This window comes from Spirosoma lituiforme, from assembly GCF_054776635.1.
Genome location: NZ_BAAHBO010000005.1, coordinates 261,794 through 275,178 on the forward strand (window position 1 = coordinate 261,794; position 13,385 = coordinate 275,178).

Here is a 13,385-nt window from a genome sequence, read left to right on the forward strand (position 1 = left end):
TCCCTGTGCCTTTGTTAAGCACTTGCCAACGTTTGTTAATGAGTTGTTAATTAGTTAGAGTACGATACGCTAAGCGCTATCTTTGACTAAACGAGCCCCCCACTCCTCACATTACCGGGCTGGCCCGCTCGTTTGTGCTTTCACTCATTCGTCCTTTATTATGTCCCGCTTACGTCTGCTGATCGTCCTCTCCGTTTTATCCATCATCGGTATTTTGGCGGTCCAAGCGATTTGGGTGCGGAATGCTTACGCCTTGCGGGAACGACAGTTTCGGCAGTCAGCCTTTATTGCGTTGCAGGACGTAGCCGATGAGGTTGCCCGACTGAATCGCTTTACAATCAATCGGTACGCAGTCACGCAGCTTTCAACGGACTATTTCATTGTCAATACCGACGCGCCGATTGATCCCGTTACGCTTGAAGCGTTCATTCAGCGATCGTTGCAGCAGCATCACCTCATTACGGATTATGAGTATGGTATCTACAATTGCGAGACCGACCGCATGGTCTACGGAGCTTATGTGAGCACGAGCAGTTCAACCCCGTTGAAAGCGGGTGTCCAGCGGCAAAGCTTACCGAAATTTCCGCGCTATACCTATTACTTCGGCATTCGATTTCCGAACCAGACGGGTTTTGTCGCGGGCCAGTTAAGTAGCTGGCTGTGGTCAACGGTGGCGGTATTGGTGGTTGTCATGTTCTTTGGCTATACGCTGAGCGTGGTGCTAAAACAACGGCGGCTAACCGAAGTGCAACGTGACTTCATCAACAACATCACCCACGAACTTCAAACGCCCGTTTCGACCATTCGTATAGCTGCCGATGTACTCCAGTCCGACGCCATTCGTCAACAGCCCGACCGACTGACGCAATACGTCCGGGTTTTGGGCGAAGAGAGTCGGCGCTTGCAGAAGCAGATTAACAGCGTGCTGGAACTGGCCCGTTCGGAACGCAACGGGTTTGTGCTCGATCAGGAAGAGGTTGATCTACACGAACTTATGACGCTAGCTGCCACGGGGTTCGCGCCCCACGTAACCCTTAACCTGACAGCACCCGATGTCTGTATTCGAGCCGACCGGTATCACCTCGAAACGACACTCAACAACCTGATCGACAACGCCTTAAAATATTGCAACACCACTCCCTGCGTCTTGCTGGAAACCCGGTTTGAGTCTGGTAAACTAATCTGGTCGGTAAAGGATAATGGCATTGGTATTGCACCAGCACACCAGAAAGCCGTCTTTCGTCAGTTCTTCCGTGTCGCATCCGGCCACACGCATAACGTCAAAGGGTTTGGCCTGGGACTTTATTCTGTTCAGCAGGTAATTCGGGCGCACGGCTGGCAGTTAATCCTCACCAGTAAGCCCGATCAGGGCAGTACGTTTGAGATAACCTGTCCTTATGTGAAGAGCGAAGGAGTGAATGAGCGAAAGAGCGGGTCAACAAAGCGATTGTCTGCCTTGTTTCCGCGGCTCGTATCCTCTCGTGCCACGGAAACAGCAACCTACCGGACAGGTGGTTCGTGAAGACACGAACCACGGATAGGGAATCGCTTTATTAATCATTTTTCGCTCTATCACTACGCATCGGCGGGCCGATTTCACTCTTTCGCTCATTCACTCTTCCACTCTTTATCTTTTGACACCCGCCCGTATCTTGTTTGTCGAAGACGACATCAATCTCGGTTTTGTTGTTCGGGATACCCTCGAAAACGTACCATTCGATGTGACGCACTGCACAACCGGCCCCGACGCCTGGACTGCCTTCCAAACTCAGTCCTTCGATTTATGTCTGCTGGATGTCATGTTGCCGCAAACGGACGGTTTCACCCTGGCACGCCAGATCCGGGCCGTGAACACAAACATTCCAATCTTGTTTCTGAGTGCGCTGGCTGATAAAAATGACCGGTTACAAGGGTTGCGACTCGGGGCTGATGACTACCTGACTAAACCCTTTAGCGTTGACGAGTTACTCTTGAAAATAAACATTTTCCTGCGCCGAACGGCCAAAGAAATCCACTCACTGCCGAAGACGCTTCTCGACCGACAGAATTTAACGCTCCTGGTTAATGGGCAAACGCAGATACTTACCCAACGCGAAGCCGATGTGATGGCTTACTTCCTCGACCGGCCCAACACACTCGTTCGGCGCGACGAGCTGCTGCGGGCCGTTTGGGGTGACGATGACTATTTTATGGGCCGCAGCCTCGACGTTTTCATCTCCCGGCTTCGTAAGCGACTGGCGCCAAGTGCGAGTCTCCGCATTGACAATGTGCACAGTGTCGGGTTTATTTTACGGCAGCCAATCGCGTAGTTTGGAGACGATCTCTATTTTTACGGCATGAATTATCGACTACCTATCCTTGCCGCCACGGCTCTTTTACTGGTCTACGGTTGTAAAACGGCTAAATATGTTACGAATACGGCACCAGCCTCGGCCAGCATTACCCAGGAAGGCTTATTGACCTGTTTTACCGCAGGCACGTCACTCAACGGACAACCGGTTTGGTGCGAAGCATCGGCCGTAGTGTACGACGGCAAAAAGCTGTTCTTCGCCAACGATAAAGATATGCCTTCGGGCATGAGTCCGGTATTTGACAAATCACCTGCATCAATTGGTGACTCAACAAAGACGCCCACGTACCTGATGTCACCTATTTTTTCGGCGGCTCGTAAATACGAAGATTTCGCCCAGACGCCCAATCAGACGACCGGTTACGTTTTTCTGACAACGGCTTTTGACCGCGTAAAGCCCAGAAGCCACGACTGGGATAATTACAATACTATTCTTTACTGGCGCAAAGGCGATGAACAGCATCCGCACGTGCTGGCCCCCGACGATACCAGCCGTACTTCGATCGCTTACCGGCAACGCATGGCCCGACTATTGGCCACCGATAAATTTCCCGGTACGCTCCCCTATTTCAAGGTTGAAGGATTGGCCGCGACCGATAAACAACTGCTGTTTGGTGTTCGTGAAGAAGGCAAATCGTTCGAGAGCTTTACCTACGGGGCAAAAATTATCAGCGTATCGTACCGAATCGAAAAAACCAGCAGCGGGGATCGGATTCGCCTGGCCGACGATTGGAAAATCATTAACAACTTTGATATAGCCAAAGCAGAACCCGGCCTGCCTGCATCACTGGGTTTGTCCAGTCTGGAATATGATCCGTATCGGGGGCGTTTCTGGATGCTGACTTCGCTGGAGAAGAATGGCCAGTTAGATGCCTACCTCTGGACAATCACGCCGGAGGATTTGTACGCGAACAAGCCCTTTACGCTCCTGCGCGATGCCCGGGGGCAACCCCTGCACACGGCCGGCCACAAGGCCGAAGATTTGACATTTCTGGATGCGAATCGGGTGTTACTTATTCACGATGATGACCGGGGCCAAACAGTAGTTGGCCCCCGTACCAGACAGCCTAATCAGGCGGCTTATACAATTATTACTGTATCGCCCCAAAGAACTCGTACGTCCCCAAAATAAATCCCAGAATACCCGTAGCGTGGGTTGCGCCCTTGAGTGGTTTTAACTCAACGGTAGTTGCCCCCCGCTTGGTCATGGCATCGTAGGCGTTCTGCGAGTTCAGAAAATTAACGATCTCGTCGGCGTCTCCGTGATAAAGTCGGGTTGGCGTCCGGGGTTTCCAGTCATGCACATCATTGTCCTGCACAGCCGCCAGAAACGCCTTGTCGGTACCGTCATTGATTCCTTGTTTGAAACTGTCGGTGAAAATCTGATTCAGACTGACGTTAACGGAAGCTCCCATGCCCTGAGCCGCAATTTGCGAGGCATAGGGCTCTTTGAAGTAGCCTGACATGGGCCGATTAATGCCATAGATCCGGTCGTAGGTGAGCAGTACCCAAACGTACAGCCGGTTAATGTAATCAACACCCGCCGACTTTTCGTTGATGATCTGCTTCATGAACGCCGGTTTATCGTAGGCGCCAGCGCCACAACTCGACGCCACTAGGTTGAACTCAGAACCGGTTTCTTCTTCGATCTTCTTCTGCAGAGACATGGTGGCATAACCACCCTCCGAATACCCTGCGATAAACAATCGCTTGTCCCAGTTGATCTGCTGGTCACTCAGGAAATCGCGCGCTGCGCGCAGCATATCCAGTGATGCCGTTGCCAGACCATTTCGCTGCTCATACGTGTGGGGCAAGTCCTTCGAGGCACCATACCCAATGTAATCGGGAGCGGTAATAATGTACCCCTGCGAGGCAAAGACCGATCCAAAACTATACGCTTCGCTGCTCGTGTTAAAATACGATGGGGCGTCGCTATCGTTCGTGATCGTGCCGTGCTGCATACTGAGCATAGGAATCGGCGTTGACATAACAGGCACTATGATGGCGCCGGAAGCCCTGATCGTTTTCCCATCCGTGTTGGTTGTTGTGTATTCCAGCCGATAGGCTTTGACACTGTACCGAACAAAGATTTGAAGTGCCGCATTGACTCCGGTAAAACGACTCCGCAGTTGAGCGGTCGAATATTCTCCGATAAGCGAACTGCTGACCAGTGTACGACTGGGAACTGGCGAAACAGGTTCGGAACTGTTGGACTGTTTGCAACTGGTCGGCCCGACCAGCAACATAACTCCTACCAGGAGTAACGTAATCGTTGATTTAAACAGGATCATGTAAATGAAGAAAAGAAAGCGTGCTGTTTACGGTATCATTTTAACGCTACAAATTCCATTTTCGTTTGGTTGCAATACACAATAAGAAGATGACTACAAAAATCATCTAACTGTAAATCAATCATATATAATCATACCGCAAGAATTTTGGCCGATTGAAGAGCGGGTAGCGTTTGCAACTAATTACATGATGAAATCGGACTGGTCACTTTTCCCCTGATTATGTGGAACCGGCTCTACAACAATAGGCATCTTACTGCCCGCTTACTCTATAAAACAACTACGCTTTGTCCATAATACCAATTCATAGCTTCTTTTCAAACGGTCAATTATGAACTGTTTATCAACAGGTTACGCATGCACGCATTAATAGACGTTGTTTCATTCGGTCAAATTGGTACAGCGTTTGAACAGCTGAAGTCAACACCAAACATTCACAACACTATGAACAATCAGTTAAAATCAGCCGGAACCAGGTCACTCGCGATGCTTATGGCCGCCGGTATCTTGTCAGGCAACGTTTTGACAAGTTGTAAGTCATCCGCTCAGTCATTGAACAAAACACAAAAGGGCGGTATTGTCGGAGCCAGTGGTGGCGCTGTTATTGGCGGCATGATTGGCAAGTCGAAAGGAAATACGGCGCTTGGTGCCATACTGGGTGCTACCGTTGGCGGTGCTGCCGGAGCTGTTATCGGCCGGCGGATGGACAAGCAGGCCGAAGAAATGAAGCGCGACATGCCTAATGCACAGGTCGAACGAGTTGGTGAAGGCATTAAAGTATCGCTTGGTTCAGATATCCTTTTTGATGTCAACTCATACGCCCTGAAGCCAGACACAAAACAACAACTCGACGACTTCGCAAAGTCACTCAATAAATACGAGGATACAGATATCGTCATTGAAGGGCATGCCGACGCTACAGGATCGGACGCACATAACCTGACGCTGTCAAAACAACGGGCTAATTCTGTTGCCTCTTATCTGGAGGCTCAAGGTGTGAAAACGTCTCGTGTCGATGAAAAAGGTTATGGCGAGGCACAACCCATTGCCGACAACAGTACGGAAGCCGGGCGTCGGAAAAACCGCCGGGTAGATGTAGCTGTCTTCGCAAACAAGAAATTACAGCGCGATGCCAAAGACGGCAAAGTAGGTGAATAGATAACCAGTTGGGGGTAGTTGTGCCGCACATAACTACCCCCAGTTTCTAATTTCAAACAAACAAAGAAATGTCAACGGTAGAGAAAGGCGACGAAGTGACCTGGAAGTACGGAAAAGGAAAAGCAACCGGAACCGTTGCTGAAGTCCACACCGACGACGTTGAACGCACTGTTCAGGGTGCTAAGATCAAGCGTAAAGGCTCTGACGAAGAGCCTGCCTTGGTTATAAAGCAGGGCGAAAAAAAGATCATTAAGTCGTCTAGTGAAGTCACTAAAAACAAGAAATAGTTATGGCGGCTGCGAACCTCGATGATGACAAGAAAAAGTCAGTACGCAAAGATTTTGATGATGTCGTAAATATGTCGTCATCGCAAATCGAGAAGTGGCTAAAAACTGACGAATCAAAATCAGTCGGGCAAACGAAAGACGGACAAAGCGAATCAATTGGCCATCAATCGGGGAATCACATCATTGACATTCTGAACAAAAAAGCCAGCGATCTATCTGACAGTGATTACAAGCACATGGAGAAAGTTGTCAGTTATGTCAAACGACATTTGGCGCAACGTCCGGACCAGGTTGCTGACTCAGACTGGAGTTATTCGCTCAAAAACTGGGGTCACGATCCCGAGAAAAAATAGTGACCCCGTTGGCTCATTATATTAAGACAAAGTCGCTCTTATTATTGTTAGTTTAATAAGTACAACGAAGGTTAACTAGCTAATATTCAGTAATAACACAAACGACATTATCAGTAAGCGTACAGCAATGATCTTTCTGATTTACTCAACATTAAATTAAGTACAAATTCAATTTCACCCTACACAATTACAAAACGTTATGGACGTAAAACAAACAAGAGGAGAAATCCTTGACCAACTCAACAAGCTTCTGACCCTTAGCCACGACGCAGAAAAAGGATACCAGGAAGCAGCAGAAAATGCAAAGGACACCGAATTGAAAAGCCTGTTCATGTCCCAGTCGCGTCAACGGTCGGAGTTTGCGGTTTCATTAGACCGGGAAATTCGGGCGCTGGGTGGCGAGCCAGACAACGGAACCAGCATCACGGCCGATTTACACCGCGCCTGGATCAATATAAAATCAACATTTGCCTCCGACGATGACAAAGCAACCGTCGAGGAGTGTCACCGGGGCGATAAAGAAGCCCTTGAAACTTACAACGCCGTGTTGCAGGAAACTGACCTGGTTGCCAGCACACGTGAGCTTTTGCTTCAACAGAAACAGAGCATCGACACAGCTAATTCGACAATGGCTCGTTTAGCCTTGGTAGTGTAGTGAATGGTGGGATTAGAAAGCCTATCTCCATTGGAGATGGGCTTTTTTGTGCCATAACTCGTAAAAACAATCCCAATTGACAGGTTGTTACGTTACAAACATGCCACAAAAGCATACAGATAATTTATACAAAACCACGTTATGAGTAAACAATCCAAATCAAAAGCTTCCTTCGATTCAATAAAATCAAGACCTGGCAAACCCTACCCGCTGGGGGCTACGTATGATACAGAAGGGGTAAACTTTGCCTTGTTCAGTGAGAATGCAACAGCCGTTCAACTATGCCTGTATAACCCAGCCGATCCTACCGAAGAAGTAGCCCGCATTTCGCTGGAAGAACGAACAGACTTAGTTTGGCATATTTATATTGAGGGGCTGCAGCCTGGCCAGCTTTACGGATTCCGGGTAGATGGGCCTTATTCGCCGGAGACGGGTCATTTCTTCAACTCGAACAAACTTCTGCTCGATCCATACGCCCGTGCGATCAATGCCCCCGTCAACAGTAACAATGACTGGCTGGGATACGATTACAAAAAGGCAGCTGCGGAGAACCACAAAAAAGAAGCGATCCTGTCGATGAATAAAGAGGATAGCGGCCCCAGTATGCCTAAGAGTGTTGTTATCGATACGACGTTTGACTGGGAAGACGACGCTGCGCCCGACACCCCCCTGCATCGCTCAGTTATCTATGAAATGCACGTAAAGGGATTCTCGCATTTACATCCTACTATTGACGAGAGCGTTCGGGGTACATACGCCGGCCTGGGCACCCCAGAAAGTGTTGACTACTTAAAGCGGTTGGGCATCACGGCGGTTGAGTTATTGCCGGTTCATCAGTTTACGGATGAGAGCTATTGGGGCTATAACAGCATCGGCTTTTTTGCTCCTCAAAACACGTACTCGTCATCTGGAATGGCGGGTCAGCAGGTTACTGAATTCAAGCAGATGGTTAAAAACCTGCACAAAGCAGGCATCGAAGTTATTCTGGATGTGGTGTACAATCACACCGCAGAGGGTAACCAGATGGGGCCGACGCTTTCTTTTAAAGGCATAGACAATCGCGTGTACTACCATCAGGTCGGCGATAATCCGGCTTACTACATGGATTACACAGGTACGGGTAATACATTCAACCTGAGCCATCCCCGTGTTCTGCAACTGGTTATGGACAGCCTTCGCTACTGGGTAACCGATATGCACGTAGATGGCTTCCGTTTTGACCTGGCTTCAGCCCTGATTCGAACGGATGAAGAATTTGGCACGGTTTCGTCATTTCTGGATACGGTAGCCCAGGACCCCATTCTGGCGCGGGTGAAACTCATTGCCGAACCCTGGGATATTCAGTCGTACAACGTCGGTGGTTTCCCCGTACGCTGGTCGGAATGGAACGGTAAATACCGTGATTCACTCCGGTCGTTCTGGAAGGGTGACGAGAGCACGGCCGCTGAAACCGCCACGCGTTTATTGGGTAGTCCTGATTTATACGCCAGTGATGGTCGCTCACCAGCCAACAGCATTAACCTGATCACGGCCCACGACGGTTTTACCCTCAATGACCTGGTTAGCTACAACGAGAAACACAATGAGGCAAACGGCGAAGACAACAATGACGGCTCAAACGACAACATGAGCTGGAATTGCGGAGCCGAGGGACCTACGGATGACGAGGCCATCAACGAACTGCGCGAACGTCAGAAGCGGAATTTTCTGACGACGATGCTTCTCAGCCAGGGAACACCCATGCTGGTAATGGGTGATGAATGTGGCCGGACACAGCATGGTAATAACAACGGCTATAACCAGGATAGCGAGATCAGCTGGATGGACTGGCACTGGAATGACAAACAGCAGGCTCTGTTCGAGTTCACCAGCCAGTTAACCGACCTGCGTCGTGATATTCCGCTCCTGAGCCGCCGTCGTTTTTTCGGTAAAGAGCAGGTAGCGTATTTACGTCCCGACGGTGGTGAAATGACGAGCGATGATCTGGAAGACCCGAATACACACTTCCTGGCTCTCTTTATCGATGGCCTGCGCGTATCGGAACAAACCGAAGACGGACAGGATATTGGCGATGAACAGTTGATCTGGGTACTGAATTCGTACTGGGAATCCATTGACTTTATGCTGCCTAAAATCGGTCGCAAAAGTTCACAATGGGAAATCCTTGTCAACACCAATACGGGCGAGATTCATCCGAATGGCTCACCCATCAAAGGTGGACATGAACTTAGCATTCCTGGCCGGTCATCCCTGTTGCTACGGTTGAAATAAGGGAAATAATCGTTCTTAAAAACGAATGACGTCAGGGCCTAGGCCCTGACGTCATTCGTTTTTAAGAACGATTGGACTAACTATTTTTCACGAAAGGCCCATTTTTTGACCTCCACAGGTGCTTCCTGAATCGCGGCATAAAGCTGTTTATCGTTTTTGAAGACTAGTTTATTGAGCAGGAATGTTTCAACATGTACTTCAAATGCAGGTACATCGAATGGCCAGGGCTCAATAGTAAGCGATTCATCCGGGCGTTGCAAAATGAAATACGGAATGCCATCGGGACCCAGGCTTACTTCCAGACGGCGGCTTTCCGGCGGTACCTGATCCAGGCACAGCACCAGCGATAGCGCATCGCACCATTGAAGAAATGCGTACGCGTAATCAGCTTCTTTCTTAGTAGCTTTTGTCTCTTTTCGCCATTTAGCCTGATTTGTAGCCTGCTGATCCAGAAATTCATCCAGTTCTTTGTCGGTGCCCCGTTTGGGTTCGTACAGGAACGACGTATGCATTGACATCAACAGTGCGTTCCAGCGGCTCTTTTGCAGGCCGATATGAATTAGCCTGTGGCACTGCCCTACGGAGTACTGTAACAATTGAAAATGAAGCGGTGCGCCCGCCGTGGTAAGATGATTACGTCCTTCCCAGGCGTCCTGTCCGTCATCGTGCTCCGTGAGCGCAATCAGGGTTTCGATCCAGTTGACCGGACGGCTATCGGGGCGCCAGTGCTGAGCGAGCTGCACCGCCAGCAAACCATGTGCCTGCTGGTTAACAATCTGCCAGCCAGTGTCTATTTGGGTAACAATCATAGGAAGCGTATGCGTAAGCTACGAATAGAAAGCGGCCTGAAAAGATTGTGTCTCTTCAGGCCGCTTCCATGTGATTTATGTGTTCATTAGTTGTATACCTTCTCGTTCTCGCCCATTTTGGGTGGATTTCCAGTAATAACCGCGGCCGCCTGCTGAAACAATCGAACCATTGTGCTATCGCTCGAATTCCAATACTCGGCCATGTCGATGTGTACTTTCAGCAGGGTAAGTTCAGGATCTTCTTTTCCGTTTGGAAACCAGGCTTTGGCCTGCGGATTCCATAACTCATCTATTTTAGCCCGATCATCAAATTCCTGTGCTGTACCCGAAACCGACACATAATCGGCGTCACTTACATCGGCAAATGACAGGTTGACTTTATGCTCGTTTTTCTCAATCTGATCAACCTTGGGTGATGTCCGTTTGGTGAAGAACCAAATCGTGCCCTCTTCATCTACCTGAAGAGCAGCCATCGGACGGCTCACTAAGTTTCCTTGTTCGTCTACAGTTGTCATCATGGCGATCCGAATATCTTCGATCATGTCACCAATTTTTTCTAACTGCTTGTTGTTTTGTTGTTTCGTTTCCATAACGTTGAGATTGGTCTATAAGCAAATCATGAATGGCTTGCTGTTACTTACTTAGCGGCTACTGTACTCGAAAAGCTGTATTATAATCATTTAGTTATACAGTGGCTCGCGTGCGTCCGTTCCATAGAACGACGATGAGGGTGCCATACCTGAACCCTTTGCTTCAAACTCTATCTGACTACCCATATCGATAATGTTCACGCAACTGCATATGGTTTGCTTGCACATGGCATACACCTGTCTGCTTCGTTCGGTATCGAATTGTGAAACTTCTTTGGCGCATTCTTCACACACATCAATACAAGCGTTCGCCATCAGCCGTGCATTTGCTGAGCCACGAACATAGGACGCGGCTAGGTTACGACATAGGTCAGCGCAGTCAAGACTTAGAAAAATGCTGCGATAACATTCTTCCAATCTGTCCGAGTTCGAACACTCCGTAGCAAACTCGTTGCAAAGAGTTGAACAACTGGTTAGTGTATCGTAAATGTTTTTCTTCCAGATCATCATGGTGTGGTGAGTGTTACGCGTTCTCTTTTGTATGAACTAGACAAAAGTTCCTACGCTGGTTGCCATCCATTCAGTCCTCGCACTTCCCAGACGAGCCCAGCGACGAGCTTCATCAATGCTGATAGCCACAATTTCGTGGTTGTCAAGATGCCCCTGTTCGAGTAAACTGTTGGCAATTTCAATTGCTTTTGCCCGAGTTGTGGGGTTAAGCGACCGCATTGCCGCCGGAAAGTGTAACGTAGACCACATAACATTGACGCATAAGTTCACCATACCAATAGCTTTTATTATGCCAGTATCCGGGCGAGACACCCCTTTGATTAACAAACCTAAACAACATCTTGACTGTCAATAGCTTATTTATAAAACGTGATTAATTTATCTAAACTATGATTCTGGCTTTCATGCTGGTGTGGGGAAATTTTTTAAGGAGGTGGGTATTTTTATCCCCAATTTGGTCCACAAAAAAGCCAGCCCCATGGCGGAGCTGGCGCTGTTAGCGTGTTACAGGATAGAAAACTACCGATTCGATAAATTATTTCATTTGGGAAAATACAATCGAAAGGTGGTTCCCTCCCCTAACTGGCTTTCTACTTCAATAGAGCCCTTATGGCTGTTAATTATATTTTGTGTGGCGGTCAGTCCCAGGCCCATCCCCCCCGATTTACCGGTGAAAAATGGGTCAAATAGTCGCTGTCTGTCCATTTCGTTTATTCCTCCACCATTATCACTTACCTCAACGTAAACCCGCTTGTCATCCGAACAACTGGTCCTGACAATCAGGATGCCTTTACCCTCCTGCATGGCCTCGACCGCATTAACCAGTATATTCAGAAGAGCCGTTTTCACCTGATCCCGGTCAATGAGCGCGTGGCAGTCATCTTTAACGAAACTCGTTTCAAGACGCATCCGCTTCAATTTAATACGGTCACTTACCAGTTGCAGAGTTTCCTTAACCACCAGGTTAAAATCCTGTTTTTTCCGATCCAAATCGCGGGGCTTCGATGAATTAAGCATCTCGGTAATGAGTTGCCCAATGCGGTCTACGTTGCGGCCAATAATGTCGGTAAACATTGTAATATACTCATTGTCCGTATCCAGCTCGTCTTTCAACTGCTCCAGAGCCAGACTAAGGTTGGTGAGTGGATTACGAACTTCGTGGGCAATGCTCCGGGCAATTTTTCCCGTCATGGTCAGTTTTTCGGCCAGAATCAGATCTTGTTGTGCCTTCTTCTGCTCGGTAATATCCCGCACAATTCCCTGATACCATTCGGGACGGCCATTCGGATCATCAACGGCCCAGATCGAAATCAGGCAGATTCGTTTACGACCACTTCGGTGAATAAGCGTCGTTTCGAAATCTTTAATCTGGCCATGCTCCCGAACATTGAACCGAAGTTTTCGCAATTGATCGAATTCGGCGAACAAACGGGCAGGATTCAATATGCGCAGGTCGTCCCGGCTATAACCCAGCAAACGCTCAACAGATGAATTGGCATCCTGAAAGCGCATCTCATTGTTCACAACGAAAATGGCATCTATAGACCGCTCAAAAAGGGAGCGGTATTTATTTTCTTTTTGGGCTACTTCAGTCAGCACACTGGCCTGCCGGAGCGCATACCGAATACTACGTCCCAGAAGCTGGGCATCAATCCGACCCTTTACCAGGTAATCGGCGGCACCCAGTTCGAGCGCCGATTGATCGACGGTCAGATCATCCTGACCCGTCAGCAAGATCATAGGCGCCCGACAACCCCTCCGGAAAGCTTCCTGTATGAGATCGATTCCCGTATGGTGTCCCAATCGGTAATCAACCAGATATACGTCGTGCTGATTCGTGAGAATGGATTCCAGAGCCAGGTCGTAGCTATCAACCCAATCGAGTTTAATCGTCGAATTTTCTCTTGCTGAAACAAGCGCTTTTGTCAGTAAATAGTCGTCTTCGTCATCTTCAATCAACAAGACACGAATGGTTTCTTTTTTATCAGCAACGTCGAATAATACCGCCACAGGAGTTATGAAATAAAGTGCAGTTAATAGGTATTCGCAAAAAACCAGCTCAAAAATAGACTCTTAATAGACTAGTTGTCAAGCCAGTTATACAGTCGGAC

At 48.6% G+C, this 13,385-nt stretch carries 13 protein-coding genes; 8 read left to right on the top strand and 5 right to left on the bottom strand.

What is annotated here, in order from left to right:
* Positions 1–160: 160 nt before the first annotated feature.
* The 3 genes from ACYU87_RS18610 to ACYU87_RS18620 all read left to right on the top strand — a co-directional run bounded on the left by ACYU87_RS18610 (position 161) and on the right by ACYU87_RS18620 (position 3,482).
* Complete coding sequence (locus tag ACYU87_RS18610; RefSeq protein WP_461135586.1) at positions 161–1,522, top strand: sensor histidine kinase; 1,362 nt, start codon at positions 161–163, stop codon at positions 1,520–1,522.
* 112 nt (positions 1,523–1,634) lie between these two features.
* On the top strand, positions 1,635–2,309 hold the full coding sequence (locus ACYU87_RS18615; RefSeq protein WP_461135587.1) for a response regulator transcription factor: 675 nt from the start codon (positions 1,635–1,637) through the stop codon (positions 2,307–2,309).
* A gap of 27 nt (positions 2,310–2,336) precedes the next feature.
* Positions 2,337–3,482, top strand: coding sequence for a hypothetical protein (locus ACYU87_RS18620; protein WP_461135588.1), 1,146 nt, complete (start codon positions 2,337–2,339; stop codon positions 3,480–3,482).
* On the opposite strand, the gene ACYU87_RS18625 is transcribed toward ACYU87_RS18620, so the two are convergent.
* On the bottom strand, positions 3,442–4,641 hold the full coding sequence (locus tag ACYU87_RS18625) for a lipase family protein (protein ID WP_461135589.1): 1,200 nt from the start codon (positions 4,639–4,641) through the stop codon (positions 3,442–3,444). The two genes, ACYU87_RS18620 and ACYU87_RS18625, sit on opposite strands and share 41 nt — an antisense overlap.
* A 444-nt stretch (positions 4,642–5,085) precedes the next feature.
* On the opposite strand from ACYU87_RS18625, the gene ACYU87_RS18630 reads away from it, so the two are divergent.
* The 5 genes from ACYU87_RS18630 to glgX all read left to right on the top strand — a co-directional run bounded on the left by ACYU87_RS18630 (position 5,086) and on the right by glgX (position 9,365).
* Positions 5,086–5,799: an OmpA family protein gene (locus ACYU87_RS18630; protein WP_461135590.1), complete on the top strand. Its 714-nt coding sequence runs from the start codon at positions 5,086–5,088 to the stop codon at positions 5,797–5,799.
* Positions 5,800–5,867: 68 nt separating this feature from the next.
* On the top strand, positions 5,868–6,086 hold the full coding sequence (locus ACYU87_RS18635; protein WP_461135591.1) for a hypervirulence associated TUDOR domain-containing protein: 219 nt from the start codon (positions 5,868–5,870) through the stop codon (positions 6,084–6,086).
* A 2-nt stretch (positions 6,087–6,088) separates the two neighbouring features.
* Positions 6,089–6,439 carry a DUF3140 domain-containing protein gene (locus tag ACYU87_RS18640; protein WP_461135592.1) on the top strand — a complete coding sequence of 117 codons (351 nt, stop codon included), beginning with the start codon at positions 6,089–6,091 and terminating at the stop codon, positions 6,437–6,439.
* A 199-nt stretch (positions 6,440–6,638) separates the two neighbouring features.
* On the top strand, positions 6,639–7,094 hold the full coding sequence (locus ACYU87_RS18645) for a ferritin-like domain-containing protein (RefSeq protein ID WP_461135593.1): 456 nt from the start codon (positions 6,639–6,641) through the stop codon (positions 7,092–7,094).
* Positions 7,095–7,235: 141 nt separating this feature from the next.
* Positions 7,236–9,365, top strand: coding sequence for a glycogen debranching protein GlgX (glgX, locus tag ACYU87_RS18650; protein ID WP_461135594.1), 2,130 nt, complete (start codon positions 7,236–7,238; stop codon positions 9,363–9,365).
* Positions 9,366–9,445: 80 nt separating this feature from the next.
* On the opposite strand, the gene ACYU87_RS18655 is transcribed toward glgX, so the two are convergent.
* From ACYU87_RS18655 to ACYU87_RS18670, 4 genes are all read right to left on the bottom strand, one after another.
* Entirely contained in the window at positions 9,446–10,174 is a 729-nt protein-coding gene (locus ACYU87_RS18655) for a DUF3891 family protein (RefSeq protein WP_461135595.1), read from the bottom strand.
* Positions 10,175–10,260: 86 nt separating this feature from the next.
* Entirely contained in the window at positions 10,261–10,764 is a 504-nt protein-coding gene (locus tag ACYU87_RS18660; RefSeq protein WP_461135596.1) for a pyridoxamine 5'-phosphate oxidase family protein, read from the bottom strand.
* Between the two features lie 546 nt (positions 10,765–11,310).
* Positions 11,311–11,523, bottom strand: coding sequence for a DUF2188 domain-containing protein (locus tag ACYU87_RS18665; RefSeq protein WP_461135597.1), 213 nt, complete (start codon positions 11,521–11,523; stop codon positions 11,311–11,313).
* A 291-nt stretch (positions 11,524–11,814) separates the two neighbouring features.
* Complete coding sequence (locus ACYU87_RS18670; RefSeq protein WP_461135734.1) at positions 11,815–13,293, bottom strand: two-component system sensor histidine kinase NtrB; 1,479 nt, start codon at positions 13,291–13,293, stop codon at positions 11,815–11,817.
* Positions 13,294–13,385: the final 92 nt, after the last annotated feature.

Excerpts from the sequence above, each read along its gene's own strand:
- ACYU87_RS18610 (WP_461135586.1), top strand. The coding sequence starts at position 161 with ATGTCCCGCTTACGTCTGCTGATCGTCCTCTCCGTTTTATCCATCATC.
- ACYU87_RS18620 (WP_461135588.1), top strand. The coding sequence starts at position 2,337 with ATGAATTATCGACTACCTATCCTTGCCGCCACGGCTCTTTTACTGGTC.
- ACYU87_RS18625 (WP_461135589.1), bottom strand. The coding sequence starts at position 4,641 with ATGATCCTGTTTAAATCAACGATTACGTTACTCCTGGTAGGAGTTATG.
- ACYU87_RS18630 (WP_461135590.1), top strand. The coding sequence starts at position 5,086 with ATGAACAATCAGTTAAAATCAGCCGGAACCAGGTCACTCGCGATGCTT.
- ACYU87_RS18635 (WP_461135591.1), top strand. The coding sequence starts at position 5,868 with ATGTCAACGGTAGAGAAAGGCGACGAAGTGACCTGGAAGTACGGAAAA.
- ACYU87_RS18640 (WP_461135592.1), top strand. The coding sequence starts at position 6,089 with ATGGCGGCTGCGAACCTCGATGATGACAAGAAAAAGTCAGTACGCAAA.
- ACYU87_RS18645 (WP_461135593.1), top strand. The coding sequence starts at position 6,639 with ATGGACGTAAAACAAACAAGAGGAGAAATCCTTGACCAACTCAACAAG.
- glgX (WP_461135594.1), top strand. The coding sequence starts at position 7,236 with ATGAGTAAACAATCCAAATCAAAAGCTTCCTTCGATTCAATAAAATCA.
- ACYU87_RS18655 (WP_461135595.1), bottom strand. The coding sequence starts at position 10,174 with ATGATTGTTACCCAAATAGACACTGGCTGGCAGATTGTTAACCAGCAG.
- ACYU87_RS18660 (WP_461135596.1), bottom strand. The coding sequence starts at position 10,764 with ATGGAAACGAAACAACAAAACAACAAGCAGTTAGAAAAAATTGGTGAC.
- ACYU87_RS18665 (WP_461135597.1), bottom strand. The coding sequence starts at position 11,523 with ATGTGGTCTACGTTACACTTTCCGGCGGCAATGCGGTCGCTTAACCCC.